Raw genomic sequence first — 13,594 nt, forward strand, 5'->3', positions numbered from 1 at the left:
CCCCCCCCCCCCCCCCCCGCGCCGCGTCTCAGGCGCAGAGCCGGTCCTTGACCCGCGGGCCCACCGCGCCGAAATCCATCTGGCCGGTATAGTTTTCCTTGAGGTGGCCCATCACCTTGCCCATGTCTCGGATCGAGCTGGCGCCGGTCTTGTCGATGGCGGAGTCGATGGCCTTGGTGACTTCCGCCTCGTCCAGTTGGCGGGGCAGGAATTCCTCGATCACCTCGATCTCGCGCTGCTCTTCCTGCGCGAGGTCGAGACGTCCGCCTTCCTCGTAGGCGCGGACGCTTTCCTGCCGCTGCTTGGTCATCTTGCCCAGGATGGCGAGGATATCGCCATCGGAACAGCCGGTGTCATTGTCGGTGCCACGGCGGGCGATGTCCTGATCCTTGATCGCGGCATTGATCAGCCGCAGCGTGCCGAGCCGCGTGCTGTCCTTGTCTTTCATGGCCTGTTTCAGGGCGTCGTTCACGCGCTCGCGCAATCCCATGTCAGGGTATCCTCTTGTCATCCCGTAAGCGTGCCACACTACTGGAAAGCGAAACGCCGTGCAATAAGCTGTGACACCCAGCCCGGCCCTTGTTTTGTTGACCGGCGCGAATGACGTTGCGGCGCGAAACGCGGCCTTGACCGCGCGCGCGGGTGACCATAGGTTCCGCGCAATTTGCCCGATGGAGAATCCCCGATGACGCACGCGCCCGATGCCCGTCCGACCGCCTGTCTTGCCCTGGCCGATGGATCGCTGTTCTACGGGCGCGGGTTCGGGGCCGAAGGCGAGGTCGCGGCCGAGCTGTGCTTCAACACCGCGATGACCGGCTATCAGGAGATCATGACCGACCCCAGCTATGCCGGGCAGGTGGTGACCTTCACCTTTCCGCATATCGGCAACGTGGGCGTGAACCCCGACGATGACGAGACCGCCGATCCAGTGGCCGAGGGCATGGTCGTGAAATGGGACCCGACGGAGCCCTCGAACTGGCGCTCGACCGAGCGGCTGGGCGAGTGGCTGGCGCGGCGGGGCCGGGTGGCCATCGGCGGCGTCGATACCCGCCGTCTGACGCGGGCCATCCGCCAGCAGGGCGCGCCGCACGTGGCGCTCGCACACCGCGCGGACGGCCAGTTCGACACCGAAGCGCTGGTCGCCAAGGCGCGGGCCTTTGCCGGGCTCGAAGGCATGGACCTGGCCCGGCAGGTGACCTGTGCGCAAAGCTATCGCTGGGACGAGATGCGCTGGGCCTGGCCCGACGGTTTCCCGCGCCAGACGCAAGCCCGGCACAAGGTCGTGGCGATTGATTACGGCGCCAAGCGCAACATCCTGCGCTGCCTGGCCAGCGCGGGCTGCGAGGTGACGGTGATGCCCGCGACGGCCACCGCCGAGGACGTGCTGGCGCAAAGCCCCGATGGCGTGTTCCTGTCGAACGGCCCCGGCGACCCGGCGGCAACGGGCGAATATGCCGTGCCGATGATCCGCGGCGTTCTGGAAAAGAACCTGCCCATGTTCGGTATCTGCCTCGGTCACCAGATGCTGGGCCTCGCGCTGGGCGCGCGGACGATCAAGATGAACCACGGCCATCACGGCGCGAACCATCCCGTCAAGGACCTTACGACCGGCAAGGTCGAAATCACGTCGATGAACCACGGGTTCGCCGTGGACAGCCAGACCCTGCCAGAGGGCGTGGTGCAATCGCATGTATCGCTGTTCGACGGATCGAACTGCGGCATCCGCATGGCCGACCGCCCGGTTTTCTCGGTGCAGCATCACCCCGAGGCCAGCCCCGGCCCGCAGGACAGCTTTTACCTGTTCGAGCGGTTCGCGGCGTCGATGGACCGCTAGGGCGCGTCCGCCGCGTTAACCCCTTTTTTACGTTGTGTTAACCTTCTTTTGGTAGCCCTTTTTCCGTCACGCAGAAGGGCAGACGGATATGGGGATTTCGGAACTGCGCCAGCTCGGCTTGTCCGAGGACACAGCCGATATGGAGGCCGGGGCGGTGGAAACCGACCTGGTGCGCCGAGGAACGCTTCCCGCGCGGGACGCGATGCTTGCACGCCAGGTACGCCGGCATTGCGATGCGGATATGGGGCGGATCCTTGTCGCCGAGGGGCTGGTGACGAAAGGCGATCTTCTGGATGCGCACGTCCGCCGCTTCCGCTCGCGCCAGGTCGCCGCGGATGAACTCGCGGCACTGCCGCCCATTGCTGTGGACGCCGCCCCCCAGGTCCTTTTGCGTCATGCAGTCTTCCCGGTGACCGACCGCGATGGCCAGCCCGCCATCGTGACCGGCGAGCCCGAGGCGTTGGCCCTTGCGCGCGCGCACCTTCCGGAAGACCTGCGGCAGGCCCGCGTTCTGATCGCCCCGCGCGAGGTGGTTCAGTCCCACGTGGCGGATCATTGCGACGACATCCTGACACGGGCGGCCCAGGCCCGCGTGCCGGTCATCGAAAGCTGCCGCAGCTGGGCGCAGGGCCATGCGCGGCGACTGGCGCTGGTGACGATGGCGGTGATCGGACTGATCGCGCTGACACTGGTTTTCCCGCGGGCGATGCTGGCGCTGATGATGGGCTGGGCGGTCGTCACGCTGGCCGTGTCCGGGGTGTTCAAGCTGCTGGCCTTCGTGGCGCGTATGTCCGAGGGGCCGGTCGCGCCGGTTGTGCCGCCGGCCGACGACAAGACCCCGTTGCCAAGGGTGTCGGTCCTGGTGCCGCTGTTCCGCGAAACCGAGGTGGCGCATGCGCTGGTGGCGCGGCTGACGCAGCTGACCTATCCAAAGTGCCTGCTCGACGTGGTGCTGGTTCTGGAAGAGGAAGACGCCATGACCCGCGCGACGCTGGCGCAGATCGACCTGCCCAGCTGGATCCGGGTGGTGGTGGTGCCCGACGGACAGCCGCGCACCAAGCCGCGGGCGATGAACTATGCGCTGGATTTCTGCGAGGGTGACATCATCGGGATTTTCGACGCCGAGGATGCGCCCGAAGCCGACCAGATCACCCGTGTGGCGCGGCATTTCCAGCAGGCCCCGCCCGAGGTGGCGTGTCTGCAGGGGGCCCTGGACTACTACAATCCGCGTCAGAACTGGCTGGCGCGGTGTTTCACCATCGAATACGCCACCTGGTTCCGCACGATCCTGCCCGGAATGGCGCGGCTGGGCTTTGCCATCCCGCTGGGCGGCACGACGCTTTATTTCCGGCGCGACGCGCTGGAGGCGCTGGGCGGCTGGGACGCGCATAACGTGACCGAGGATGCCGACCTTGGCTTTCGTCTGGCCCGCCATGGGTTCCGGACCGAGATGGTCGCCACCGTCACCGAGGAAGAGGCGAATTGCCGGCCCTGGGCCTGGGTCAAGCAACGCTCGCGCTGGCTGAAGGGCTACATGACGACCTACCTGGTGCACATGCGGCGCCCCGGGCTGCTCTATCGGCAGTTGGGGGCATGGAAATTCTGGGGCTTTCAAGCGCATTTCGTGACCGCGGTCAGCCAGGTGATGCTGGCGCCGCTGCTGTGGTCCTGCTGGCTCGTGTTCTTCGGCCTTCCGCACCCGTTGGACCCGGTGCTGCCGCGTGCCGTGATGGCCGTTTGCGCCGGGCTTTTCGTTGTGATCGAGGCGTTGAACCTGACGATCTATCTCAGCTCGGTCATGGGCCTAAAGCATCGTCACCTGATGGTCTGGGTGCCGACGATGCATTTCTATCAGCCGCTGGGGGCGATCGCTGCTTACAAGGCGCTTTACGAGTTGGTTCTGAAGCCGTTCTTCTGGGACAAGACCGCGCATGGCCTGTCGCTGGACGTGGCGCCTCCGCCGGCCGTGAAATCGCCCCTAGATCAGCGTGCCCAGTTCCCCTGAATCCAGTTTCAACCGGGTCACGAACGCCTTGGAAATATGGGCGCGCAATGCCTCGCCCGCGGCCTCGGCGTCGCCGTTCTCGATAGCGGTGACGATGGCGTCATGCTCGGCCAGCGCATCCTCGGGGCGGCCAAGAGCGGCCAGAGACGTGGTCGCCATCAGCGCCATGGAGCGATGCACCAGGTCCAGCTGCTGCACCAGGAAGCGGTTGTGCGAGGACAGGTGGATCTGCTTGTGAAAGCGCCGGTTGGCGCGGGCCATCGCCTTGGGATCGTCAATCAGGGCGTGATCGTCAGTGACCATGTCGCGCAGCACGCGCACTTCTTCCGGCGCGGCATGACGGGCGGCCAGGTTGGCGGCCAGCCCCTCCAACTCGGCGCGCACGACATAAAGCTCTGCCAGCTGGTTGTGATCCAGTGACGACACGATCAGGCTGCGGCCGTCGCGGGTCAGCAGGCTCTGGGTTTCCAGCCGTTGCAGCGCCTCGCGGATCGGCGTGCGCGACACCCCGAACCGCTCTGCCAGGTCGCTTTCCACCAGGCGGTCGCCGGGCTTGTAATCACCGGTGTCGATCGCCTCGAGGATCAGGTGGTAGGCATCTTTCTGCGGCGCGGCTATGGTCATCGCACTCTCTTTTGTTATCTGGTTTCGATGGATGAGAGTATGCGGGGCAGGGCGCGGGGTGCAAGCCTTGCAGGGCCCTGCGACAATAAAGAGCGGATGGAAACGATGGCGAAAGAATTCTTCGCGCATGTGGAGACCTGGGTCTTTGACCTCGACAACACGCTGTACCCGCCCGAGATGCGCCTGTTCGACCAGATCGAAGTGCGGATGACGCAGTTCGTGATGGACGCGCTGGGTGTGGACCGGGCCGAGGCCGACCGGCTGCGGCTGGACTACTGGCGGCGGCACGGCACGACGCTGGCCGGGCTGATGCGAGAGCATGACGTGGACCCGGGGCCGTACCTGACGGATGTGCACGACATATCCTTCGACGTGCTGAAAGCGGACGCGGAGCTGGCCGCGCATATCCGGGCGCTGCCGGGGCGCAAGATCGTCTATACGAACGGCTCGGCCCCTTATGCGCAGCGCGTGGTCGAGGCGCGGGGGCTGGAGGGTCTTTTCGACGCGATCTACGGCGTGGAACATGCCGGGTTCCATCCCAAGCCGGACCGGGCGGCGTTCGACCGGGTCTTTGCCACCGATGGCGTCGTCACGGCACGGGCGGCGATGTTCGAGGATGACGTGCGCAACCTTGCGGCGCCACATGCGATGGGGATGCGGACCGTGCTGGTCGGCCCCGAGGTGGTCGAAGCCGATCACGTGCATCACCATACCGACGATCTGTCAGGATTTCTGTCGCGGCTGGTCTAGGCGGAGGACTTCATGTGTCGAGTCGGGTACGTCATGCAAGGCACTGACCGTGATCGATTAATCATTTATCTGGCGCTGCGTTCCGATGCCGCTGGTGACCGCGTCACGCGCGGCCTATGTTGAACGCGAAGGAGGCAGGAAACATGCGCCCATTCGATTTCGACATCATCGTATCCGGCGGCGGCGTGGCCGGGCTGTCGGCGGCGGCCCTGTTCGGGGGCGCCGGGTTCCGCGTGCTGTGCGTTGATCCGGCCCCGCCGGTGACCGAGCGCGATGCCGAAGGATCGGACCTGCGCACCACCGCGATTCTGCAACCGGCGCAAGCGCTTCTGGCGGAGGCGGGGATATGGGACCGGCTGGACGCCGAGGCGGCGCCTTTGCAGGTGATGCGCATCGTTGACGCGGGCGGCGACGTGGCGGAGCCGCGCGTCGTCAAGGATTTCGATGCGGGCGACATTTCGGAAAAGCCCTTTGGCTGGAACCTGCCCAACTGGCTCTTGCGGCGCGAGATGGTGGCGCAGTTGGACAGCCTCGACACCGTGGAGTTTCGCCCCGGCGTGGCCGCGGAAACCCTCTTTACCCGCGAGGCCGAGGCGCGGGTAAGCCTGAGTGACGGCACCAAGGCGCGTGCCCGGCTGGTTCTGGCCGCCGATGGGCGCGGCTCGCCCATGCGGGAGGCTGCCGGTATTCCCGTGAAAACAACGCGCTACGGCCAAAAGGCGCTGGCCTTCGCGGTGACCCATCCGATCCCGCATGACAACGTCTCGACAGAGATCCACCGCAGCGGCGGCCCCTTCACGCTGGTCCCGCTGCCGGATTACGAGGGGCGGCCCTCGTCCGCCGTGGTGTGGATGGAGGAAGGTCCCGAGGCGCAGCGGCTGGCCGGCCTGGACGTGGCGCAATTCGAGGTGGAGATGAGCACGCGGTCCTGCCACCTTTTCGGGCCGCTGACGCTGGCCTCGCGCCGGACGGTCTGGCCGATCATATCCCAGGTGGCCGAGCGCATGGCGGGCGAGCGGATCGCCCTTGTGGCCGAGGCCGCGCATGTGGTGCCGCCCATCGGGGCGCAGGGGCTGAACATGTCGCTTGGCGATCTGCACGTGCTGCTGGAGTTGGCCACCGCACATCCCGACAGTCTGGGCGACCGCGACATGCTGGAGACCTATCACAAGCGCCGCCACTGGGACGTGATGGCGCGGGTCACGGGCATCGACGTGCTGAACCGCGCGTCCATGGTCAGCGCGCCGGTGCTGCGCGACGCGCGGATGCAGGCGTTGAACGCGCTTTACGGGCTGGCCCCGGTGCGCAAGACGCTGATGCAGCTTGGTCTCGGCGCAAGGGGCTGAGAATGCAGGCGTTTCTGCGCGGCCATTGGCAGTTGCTGCTGCTCGTTGCTGCGATTGCCCTATTGTGGCGGACCCCCGTGGTGATCCCGCTGAAACTGCTGGTGGTGTTTCTGCATGAGCTGGGCCACGTGCTGGCCGTGCTTCTGACCGGCGGCGAGGTTCTGGACCTGACGCTCGACCCGATGCAGGGCGGGGCGGTGACCTCGCGCGGGGGCAGCCGGTTTTGGAGTCTGAGCGCGGGCTATCTCGGCTCGCTGCTGATCGGCGTGGTGCTCTTCATGGCCGCCGTGCGCACGCGGGCGGATCGGAAGGTGCTGGGCGTGCTGGGGGTCGCGCTGCTGGCGGTGACGGTGCTTTACGTTCGGGCGCCCTTCGCGCTGGTGTTCGGGGCCGGGACGGGCGCGGCGATGTTGCTGGCGGCGAAGTACCTGCCGAGGGACGTGAACGACCTGATGTTGAGGGTGATCGGGCTGGCCTGCATGATCTACGTGCCGCTGGACATCTACGGCGACACGATTGCGCGCGGCTGGCTGCATTCCGACGCGCGGATGCTGGCCGAGGAGTTCGGCGGCACCACCTGGATGTGGGGCGGTCTGTGGCTGGTGGCCAGCGCCTGGGTGATCTGGATGTGCCTGCGCCGGGGGCTGGGGGCGAACAGCAATATACGGTTGCGGCGGCGCAGCTAGCTGCGCCCTGAGACCGCGCGTTGGCTAAAGAACCTTGTCGAACACTTCTTTCAGCCGGGCCTTCGCGGCCTCGACGTCATAGAGCTTGTCCAGACCGAAAAGCCCCAGCCGGAAGGTCATGAACCCGTCGGGCTCGCCCACTTGCAGGGGCACGCCGGCGGCGATCTGCATGCCCTCGGCGGCGAATTTCTTGCCGTTTTGCACCTCGGGGTCGGTGGTGTAGCTGACCACCACGCCCGGCGCGCCGAACCCATCGGCCGCCACGGATGTCACGCCCTTGTCGGCCAGCATGGCACGTACCGAATTGCCCAGGTCCCATTGCGCCTGCCGCAGTTTTTCAAAGCCGAAGTCCTTCGTCTCCTGCATGGTATCGCGAAACCCGCGCAGCGCGTCGGTGGGCATGGTGGCGTGATAGGCATGACCGCCGTTCTCATACGCCTGCATGATCGCGTGCCATTTTTTGAGGTCGATGGCGAAGCTGTTGGAGGTGGTCGCCTCCAGCCGCTCCAGTGCCCGGTCGGACATCATCACCAGACCAGCGGAGGGCGAGGCCGACCAGCCCTTTTGCGGGGCGGAGATCAGCACGTCGACGCCGGTCTGTTTCATATCGACCCAGGCGCAGCCCGAGGCGATGCAGTCGAGCACCATCAGGGCGCCCACCTCATGCGCGGCCTCGGCCAACGCGGTGATGTAGTCATCGGGCAGGATGATGCCGGCGCTGGTTTCCACGTGCGGCGCGAAGACGGCGTCGGGCTTGGCTTCGCGGATCTTCGCCGTCACTTCCTCGATCGGGGCGGGGGCAAAGGGGGCCTGTGCCCCGTTGCCGGTCTGGCGGGCCATGCAGACGGTCGTGTCCGAGGTGAACTGTCCGGCCTCGAAAATCTGGCTCCAGCGATAGGAGAACCAGCCGTTGCGCACGATCAGCGCATGGGCGTCATGGCCGAACTGGCGCGCGACGGCCTCCATCGCGACGGTACCACCACCGGGCACGATGGCCACGGCAGAGGCGTTGTAGACCTCTTTCAGCATGGCCGAGATGTCGGTCATGACCCCTTGGAACGCCTTGCTCATGTGGTTGAGCGAGCGGTCGGTGAAGACGACGGAATATTCCAGCAGGCCGTCGGGGTCGATATCGGGGCGAAGAGCGGTCATGAGCGTCCTGTCCTGGTTTGGAAAACTGGCGGCAGTATGCCTCGACGCGCGGCGGGATGACAGGGCGTCATGCCGTCACGCCGAAGTGTTTTTCAGCACGCCGCACATGAGAACGCCGCGACGCACGGGGCGCCGCGGCGGAGCACGACCGAAGGCCGGACTTACTTGCTGGCGTAATCGACGCTGACGCGGGCCGACCGGACCGAGACGGTTTCGCCGTCGCGGGCGAAGGTGAACACGCGGTCCTGCACGCCGGGCAGACCGAAGGTCACCGTGTCGCCATCCGACAGGTGCATCCGCAGGCGTGCGGGATCGGCGGGCGCCTCGCCGGTGACATATGTGGCGGTCAGTGCGTAGGCGTCGCCATCCTCGATCCAGTAGACGCTCATGTCGGCATCGGTTTCATGCAGGGTTACGCCGGCATTCGCCCGTGTCAGCGTGACGGTATCGGCAATGGCCGTGGTTGCTGTCAGGGCAAGGGCGGCGGCGGTCAGGATCGTTTTCATGGGGTACCTCGTTCGGTTGCAGGTGGTTACCGACCTCGTGGAATGCCGGGTCGGCACGCTAATTCTGCAACGCAGCATAGATGTGTTGCAGGGGGCGCGGCTAGCCGCCGATTCTGCATACCCGTCATGCGGAGGGCGAATAAGTCTATGTAATTAAAGAATACTTTGGCATGCAGGCATGCCGCAGTATACAGCCGTGGTGATATCAGCCGATCGGGCCGGGGCGACGTTCCTCGCTCAGGAGCACGTTCGCCTCGACGTCTCCGACGCCCGGAAGAGTCATGATGCGGCGGCGCAGCACGCGCTCGAAATCCGAGATGTCGCGGGCCACGACGCGCAGGCGATAGTCGTAGAGGCCAAGAATATGCTCGACCGTCTGTACCTCGGGGATGGCAGACACCGCGCGTTCGAAATCGGCAAGGCTGACGCGGCCCTTGGTGGCCAGTTTCAGGCCCAGAAAGACAGTGACGCCGAACCCCAGCGCCTCCTTGTCGAGGTCGAGCCGCTGGGTTTTCAGAATGCCCGCGTCGCGCAGTCGCTTGATGCGGCGCCACGCGGCGGGCTGGCTGAGGCCCAGGGCACGGCCGATGGCGCCCGCCGATTGCGTGGCGTCCTTCACCAGCGCGCGCAGGATCTGGCGGTCGGTCGTGTCCAGTTCGATCATAGGGGAAGCACCTCGTCGGTCTTGATCTGCGCGACGTGCATCAATGCCTCGATATCGGTGATGTGGGGCAGGGTGAGGATCGCGGTGCGATAGATCTCCTGGTAATGGGCCATGTCGCGGGCGATGACCGACAGGCGGGTGTCGACCCGGCCCAGGAAGGACTGGATTTCCAGAACCTCGGGGATGGCGCGCGCGGCCTCGGTGAATTCGTCGAACGCGGTGGGCACGGTCTTGTCGAGCGTGATGCGCAAAGAGACCTCGACGCTGTAGCCAAGCGTTGCCCAGTCGATCACCGCGTGGTTGCCGCGCAGAAGCCCCGCCTGCGCCATCCGGTCCAGCCGTCGCGCACAGGTGGCGGGCGTCACGCCTGCGAGCCCCGCCAGCTCGGCGGGGCCGAGCGTCGGGTCATGCTGGTACTGGCGCAGGATGCGGCGGTCTGTGTCGTCGAGTTGCATGTGTTTGGCAGGGTGTCCGGAGCATGGAATTTTTGAGTATTTGAAGAATAGTGAATGATTATCGCATCAATCTGGAAAATCATACCCAGAAAGTCGGGATCTCTTGCGAAACATTCGTCATCTTCCACGTCATCTGACGACAAAGGAGAGAACCATGCGCGTCTATTACGATCGCGATTGCGATATCAACCTGATCAAGGACAAGAAAGTTGCCATCCTGGGTTATGGCAGCCAGGGCCACGCCCATGCGCTGAACCTGCGCGACTCGGGTGCCAAGAACCTCGTGGTGGCGCTGCGCGAGGGCAGCCTCTCGGCCAAGAAAGCCGAAGGCGAAGGGCTCAAGGTCATGGGCATTGCCGAGGCGGCGGCCTGGTGCGACCTGATGATGTTCACCATGCCCGACGAATTGCAGGCCGAGACCTACAAGAACTACGTGCATGACAACCTGAAAGAAGGGTCGGCGATTGCCTTTGCCCACGGTCTGAACGTGCATTTCGGCCTGATCGAGCCCAAGGACGGCGTCGATGTCATCATGATGGCGCCCAAGGGCCCCGGCCATACCGTTCGCGGCGAATACACCAAGGGCGGCGGCGTTCCCTGCCTCGTGGCCGTGCACAACGACGCCTCGGGCAAGGCGCTGGAGCTGGGCCTCAGCTATTGCTCGGCCATCGGCGGCGGGCGGTCTGGCATCATCGAGACCAACTTCCGCGAAGAGTGCGAAACCGACCTCTTCGGCGAGCAGGCGGTCCTCTGTGGCGGTCTCGTCGAACTGATCCGCATGGGCTTCGAGACGCTGGTCGAGGCGGGTTATGCCCCCGAGATGGCCTATTTCGAGTGCCTGCACGAGGTGAAGCTTATCGTTGACCTGATCTACGAAGGCGGCATCGCCAACATGAACTACTCGATCTCGAACACGGCCGAGTATGGCGAATATGTCAGCGGCCCGCGGGTTCTGCCTTATGAGCAGACCAAGAAGGAGATGAAGGCGATCCTGCACGACATCCAGACCGGCGCGTTCGTGCGTGACTTCATGACCGAGAACAAGGTCGGCCAGCCGTTCTTCAAGGGCACGCGCCGGATGAACGATGCGCACCAGATCGAGGAAGTGGGCGAGAAGCTGCGCGCCATGATGCCGTGGATTTCCGCCGGCAAGATGGTCGACAAAGAGAAAAACTGAGGCCATCCGCACCCAAAAAAGGAAAGAGCCGGTCAATTGCGCCGGCTCTTTTCGTTCTTGTCAGTCGACCGGCTTGTGCGCGTCGCCGTCCTTGGCAAGCGAACTTGGCGGGATGTCGGGATCTTTCTTTCGCTCTTCGGTCTTTTGCTTGTTGCGCGCGGCCAAGATGAGAACGATCACCAAGGTGATGATCGACAGGGCCGCGGCGCCGATGGCTATATCCATAATGCGCCTCCTTTCGGTCTCAAGAGGTGGCTGGGCCGCGACGAACGACAATGCGCTCGGGACGCTTTGACACGCACCCACATGACCGGAGAGTTGATCTGAATGGAAAAGACGATTGCCGTCGCGCCGGTGAACTGGCTCAGGCTCTGCGCGCTGGGCATGATCTGGGGCGCGTCCTTCATGGCGGTCAGCGTGGCTTTGCAAGGCGTCGGGCCGCTGACGGTGGTGGCGGTGCGGTTGACCCTTGGGGCGGTGTTCCTGCTGGTGCTCTGCCGCGCGACGGGCCGGGGCTTGCCGCGCCGTCGCGGGCCTCAGGCCGGGCGGCTTTGGGCGTTCATCGTGGCGATGGGGCTTTTCTCCAACGCCCTGCCGTTCTTTTTGCTCAGCTGGGGCCAGCAGGTGGTCGCGTCGGGCTTCGCGGGTGTCTGCATGGCGGCAGTGCCGCTGCTGGTCCTGCCGCTGGCGCATTTTCTGGTGCCGGGCGAGCGGATGCATTTGCGCCGCGCGGTGGGCTTCGTGATGGGCACGCTGGGTGTGGCCGTGCTGATCGGGCCAGAGGCGTTGCGATCCACAGGCGCGGAGTTCGAGATGCTGGCGCGGTTGGCCTGCGTCGCGGCGGCGGGGTGTTATGCCGTCGGGTCGATCTTCACGCGGCTCGCGCCGGAGGTGGACCGGCTGTCGCTGGCCGCTGCCGTGCTGACGGTCGCGGCGGTGGTGTTCATGCCTTATGCGTTGGCGGTCGAGGGCCTGCCAGAGATGCCGCAGGGCCGGGTGCTGTGGGCGCTCATATACCTTGGCTTGTTGCCGACGGGCGTGGCTCAGATCCTGCTGGTGCAGGTGATCCGTGACGCCGGGCCGGTGTTTCTGAGCCTCGTGAACTACCAGGTGCCGATCTGGTCGATCATCTTCGGCGCGGTGGTGCTGTTCGAGGCATTGCCGCCCAGCCTCTACCTTGGCCTCGCGCTGATCCTCGGGGGCGTGGCGCTCAGCCAATTGGGGGCGCTGCGGCGGCTGTTCGGCGCCTGATAAAATTCGTACGAATTTTATCAGGCCGTAAAATTTCTAATTTTCCGGAGCGACGGTGGCGGCCATCCACAGCTTGAGCGCCTCCGACGTTTCGGCCACGTCATGCACGCGGTGGATCTGGATGCCCTGCGCCACCCCGGCCAGTGTCACGGCGATGGAGCCGGGGGCGCGGTGGCGGGCCTCTTCGGTGCCGCCGATCGTCCCGATGAAGCGCTTGCGGGAGGCCCCCAGCAGCACCGCGCAGCCCAGCCCGTGAAACAGCGCCAGGTTGTGCAGCAGCGTCAGGTTGTGCTCCAGTGTCTTGCCGAAGCCGATGCCGGGGTCGGCGATGATCCGGTCGCGGGGAATGCCTGCGTGTTCCAGCGCGGTGATGCGTTCCTCCAGCCAGTCAAATACGTCAAGCGCGACGTTGTCATAGCGCGGATCCTTTTGCATCACGTCGGGCGTGCCCTGCGCGTGCATCACGCAGACCGGCAGGCCGGCCTCGGCGCAGAAGGGCGCCAGGGCAGGGTCGAAGGTGAAGCCCGCCACGTCGTTGACGAGGCTTGCGCCGGCCTGATGCGCGGCGCGGGCGACGGGGGCCTTGCGGGTGTCGATGGAGATGGGCACGCCGGAGCGCTGGCGCAGGGACGCGATGACCGGGGCGGTGCGGTCGATCTCTTCGTCCATGGGCACTTCGGCGGCGCCGGGGCGGGTGGATTCGCCGCCGATGTCGATGATCTCGGCCCCCGCGGCGGTCATCGCCTCGGCCCGGACCAGCGCCGCGTCGGGCGCGTTGTGCTGGCCGCCGTCGGAAAAGCTGTCGGGCGTGACATTGAGGATGCCCATCAGGGCGGGGCGCGCCATGTCCAGCCCGGTGACGGGCGCCCGGGGGCCGGTCAAGCGGGACAGTACCTCGGGCGGGGCGTCCTGCGCCGGGATCAGGCGGGGAGGCGCGTCGCGGTGCAGTTCCTCGACCGTGTCGAACCAGCACCAGCCCCCCGCCAGGGTCCGGGCCGTGTCGGGGCGGGCGTGGTCGGTGCGGGGGATGGGGCGGTAGTAGGGCATGTCGGGTGTTCTTCGGGTCAGCGAGGTCCCGGGTCAAGCCCGGGACGGGGTGTCAGGCGGCTGGGAGGTCCCGGATCAGGTCCGGGACGGCTTGTAA

Annotated in this window: 15 protein-coding genes; 7 read left to right on the top strand and 8 right to left on the bottom strand. The window is 65.8% G+C overall.

Features of this window, described 5'->3' with window-relative positions:
- Window positions 1-28: 28 nt before the first annotated feature.
- Window positions 29-490, bottom strand: a complete 462-nt coding sequence (locus RBB18_RS22605) for a GatB/YqeY domain-containing protein (protein WP_103761682.1) — start codon at window positions 488-490, stop codon at window positions 29-31.
- Between the two features lie 195 nt (window positions 491-685).
- On the opposite strand from RBB18_RS22605, the gene carA reads away from it, so the two are divergent.
- Together carA and RBB18_RS22615 are read left to right on the top strand one after the other, a co-directional pair.
- Window positions 686-1,834 carry a glutamine-hydrolyzing carbamoyl-phosphate synthase small subunit gene (gene carA, locus RBB18_RS22610; RefSeq protein ID WP_103761681.1) on the top strand — a complete coding sequence of 383 codons (1,149 nt, stop codon included), beginning with the start codon at window positions 686-688 and terminating at the stop codon, window positions 1,832-1,834.
- Between the two features lie 88 nt (window positions 1,835-1,922).
- A complete protein-coding gene (locus RBB18_RS22615) occupies window positions 1,923-3,839 on the top strand; it encodes a glycosyltransferase (protein WP_306112574.1) in 1,917 nt (638 codons plus the stop codon).
- On the opposite strand, the gene RBB18_RS22620 is transcribed toward RBB18_RS22615, so the two are convergent.
- Window positions 3,813-4,463, bottom strand: a complete 651-nt coding sequence (locus RBB18_RS22620) for a GntR family transcriptional regulator (RefSeq protein ID WP_103761679.1) — start codon at window positions 4,461-4,463, stop codon at window positions 3,813-3,815. The genes RBB18_RS22615 and RBB18_RS22620 overlap by 27 nt on opposite strands.
- Window positions 4,464-4,568: 105 nt before the next feature.
- Between RBB18_RS22620 and RBB18_RS22625 the strand changes: the two genes are divergently transcribed.
- The 3 genes from RBB18_RS22625 to RBB18_RS22635 all read left to right on the top strand — a co-directional run bounded on the left by RBB18_RS22625 (window position 4,569) and on the right by RBB18_RS22635 (window position 7,245).
- Window positions 4,569-5,213, top strand: coding sequence for a pyrimidine 5'-nucleotidase (locus RBB18_RS22625; RefSeq protein ID WP_306112573.1), 645 nt, complete (start codon window positions 4,569-4,571; stop codon window positions 5,211-5,213).
- A gap of 143 nt (window positions 5,214-5,356) precedes the next feature.
- Window positions 5,357-6,559, top strand: a complete 1,203-nt coding sequence (locus tag RBB18_RS22630; RefSeq protein ID WP_306112572.1) for a UbiH/UbiF family hydroxylase — start codon at window positions 5,357-5,359, stop codon at window positions 6,557-6,559.
- A gap of 2 nt (window positions 6,560-6,561) precedes the next feature.
- Window positions 6,562-7,245, top strand: coding sequence for a M50 family metallopeptidase (locus tag RBB18_RS22635; RefSeq protein ID WP_306112571.1), 684 nt, complete (start codon window positions 6,562-6,564; stop codon window positions 7,243-7,245).
- 24 nt (window positions 7,246-7,269) lie between these two features.
- On the opposite strand, the gene RBB18_RS22640 is transcribed toward RBB18_RS22635, so the two are convergent.
- The 4 genes from RBB18_RS22640 to RBB18_RS22655 all read right to left on the bottom strand — a co-directional run bounded on the left by RBB18_RS22640 (window position 7,270) and on the right by RBB18_RS22655 (window position 10,022).
- Window positions 7,270-8,397, bottom strand: a complete 1,128-nt coding sequence (locus RBB18_RS22640; RefSeq protein WP_306112570.1) for an aminotransferase class V-fold PLP-dependent enzyme — start codon at window positions 8,395-8,397, stop codon at window positions 7,270-7,272.
- A gap of 161 nt (window positions 8,398-8,558) precedes the next feature.
- Window positions 8,559-8,903 (bottom strand): hypothetical protein, encoded by a 345-nt coding sequence (locus RBB18_RS22645; RefSeq protein WP_103761676.1) that lies wholly within the window; start codon window positions 8,901-8,903, stop codon window positions 8,559-8,561.
- A gap of 205 nt (window positions 8,904-9,108) precedes the next feature.
- On the bottom strand, window positions 9,109-9,567 hold the full coding sequence (locus RBB18_RS22650; RefSeq protein WP_103761675.1) for an Lrp/AsnC family transcriptional regulator: 459 nt from the start codon (window positions 9,565-9,567) through the stop codon (window positions 9,109-9,111).
- A complete protein-coding gene (locus RBB18_RS22655; RefSeq protein WP_103761674.1) occupies window positions 9,564-10,022 on the bottom strand; it encodes an Lrp/AsnC family transcriptional regulator in 459 nt (152 codons plus the stop codon). The genes RBB18_RS22650 and RBB18_RS22655 overlap by 4 nt, the downstream gene beginning before the upstream one ends.
- Window positions 10,023-10,176: 154 nt before the next feature.
- Here RBB18_RS22655 and ilvC point away from each other — a divergent pair, with 154 nt between their 5' ends.
- Window positions 10,177-11,199 (top strand): ketol-acid reductoisomerase, encoded by a 1,023-nt coding sequence (ilvC, locus tag RBB18_RS22660; RefSeq protein ID WP_306112569.1) that lies wholly within the window; start codon window positions 10,177-10,179, stop codon window positions 11,197-11,199.
- 60 nt (window positions 11,200-11,259) lie between these two features.
- Here ilvC and RBB18_RS22665 read toward each other — a convergent pair whose 3' ends face one another.
- Window positions 11,260-11,424, bottom strand: a complete 165-nt coding sequence (locus RBB18_RS22665) for a hypothetical protein (protein WP_306112568.1) — start codon at window positions 11,422-11,424, stop codon at window positions 11,260-11,262.
- Between the two features lie 102 nt (window positions 11,425-11,526).
- On the opposite strand from RBB18_RS22665, the gene RBB18_RS22670 reads away from it, so the two are divergent.
- Window positions 11,527-12,450 carry a DMT family transporter gene (locus RBB18_RS22670; RefSeq protein ID WP_103761672.1) on the top strand — a complete coding sequence of 308 codons (924 nt, stop codon included), beginning with the start codon at window positions 11,527-11,529 and terminating at the stop codon, window positions 12,448-12,450.
- 36 nt (window positions 12,451-12,486) lie between these two features.
- Here the strand turns inward: RBB18_RS22670 and folP are convergent, their stop codons facing one another.
- Entirely contained in the window at window positions 12,487-13,497 is a 1,011-nt protein-coding gene (gene folP / locus RBB18_RS22675; protein ID WP_103761671.1) for a dihydropteroate synthase, read from the bottom strand.
- Window positions 13,498-13,594: the final 97 nt, after the last annotated feature.

Source organism: Roseovarius sp. MMSF_3298, assembly GCF_030733705.1.
Classification (GTDB): domain Bacteria; phylum Pseudomonadota; class Alphaproteobacteria; order Rhodobacterales; family Rhodobacteraceae; genus Roseovarius; species Roseovarius confluentis.

Excerpts from the sequence above, each read along its gene's own strand:
- RBB18_RS22605 (WP_103761682.1), bottom strand. The coding sequence starts at position 490 with ATGGGATTGCGCGAGCGCGTGAACGACGCCCTGAAACAGGCCATGAAA.
- carA (WP_103761681.1), top strand. The coding sequence starts at position 686 with ATGACGCACGCGCCCGATGCCCGTCCGACCGCCTGTCTTGCCCTGGCC.
- RBB18_RS22615 (WP_306112574.1), top strand. The coding sequence starts at position 1,923 with ATGGGGATTTCGGAACTGCGCCAGCTCGGCTTGTCCGAGGACACAGCC.
- RBB18_RS22620 (WP_103761679.1), bottom strand. The coding sequence starts at position 4,463 with ATGACCATAGCCGCGCCGCAGAAAGATGCCTACCACCTGATCCTCGAG.
- RBB18_RS22625 (WP_306112573.1), top strand. The coding sequence starts at position 4,569 with ATGGCGAAAGAATTCTTCGCGCATGTGGAGACCTGGGTCTTTGACCTC.
- RBB18_RS22630 (WP_306112572.1), top strand. The coding sequence starts at position 5,357 with ATGCGCCCATTCGATTTCGACATCATCGTATCCGGCGGCGGCGTGGCC.
- RBB18_RS22635 (WP_306112571.1), top strand. The coding sequence starts at position 6,562 with ATGCAGGCGTTTCTGCGCGGCCATTGGCAGTTGCTGCTGCTCGTTGCT.
- RBB18_RS22640 (WP_306112570.1), bottom strand. The coding sequence starts at position 8,397 with ATGACCGCTCTTCGCCCCGATATCGACCCCGACGGCCTGCTGGAATAT.
- RBB18_RS22645 (WP_103761676.1), bottom strand. The coding sequence starts at position 8,903 with ATGAAAACGATCCTGACCGCCGCCGCCCTTGCCCTGACAGCAACCACG.
- RBB18_RS22650 (WP_103761675.1), bottom strand. The coding sequence starts at position 9,567 with ATGATCGAACTGGACACGACCGACCGCCAGATCCTGCGCGCGCTGGTG.
- RBB18_RS22655 (WP_103761674.1), bottom strand. The coding sequence starts at position 10,022 with ATGCAACTCGACGACACAGACCGCCGCATCCTGCGCCAGTACCAGCAT.
- ilvC (WP_306112569.1), top strand. The coding sequence starts at position 10,177 with ATGCGCGTCTATTACGATCGCGATTGCGATATCAACCTGATCAAGGAC.
- RBB18_RS22665 (WP_306112568.1), bottom strand. The coding sequence starts at position 11,424 with ATGGATATAGCCATCGGCGCCGCGGCCCTGTCGATCATCACCTTGGTG.
- RBB18_RS22670 (WP_103761672.1), top strand. The coding sequence starts at position 11,527 with ATGGAAAAGACGATTGCCGTCGCGCCGGTGAACTGGCTCAGGCTCTGC.
- folP (WP_103761671.1), bottom strand. The coding sequence starts at position 13,497 with ATGCCCTACTACCGCCCCATCCCCCGCACCGACCACGCCCGCCCCGAC.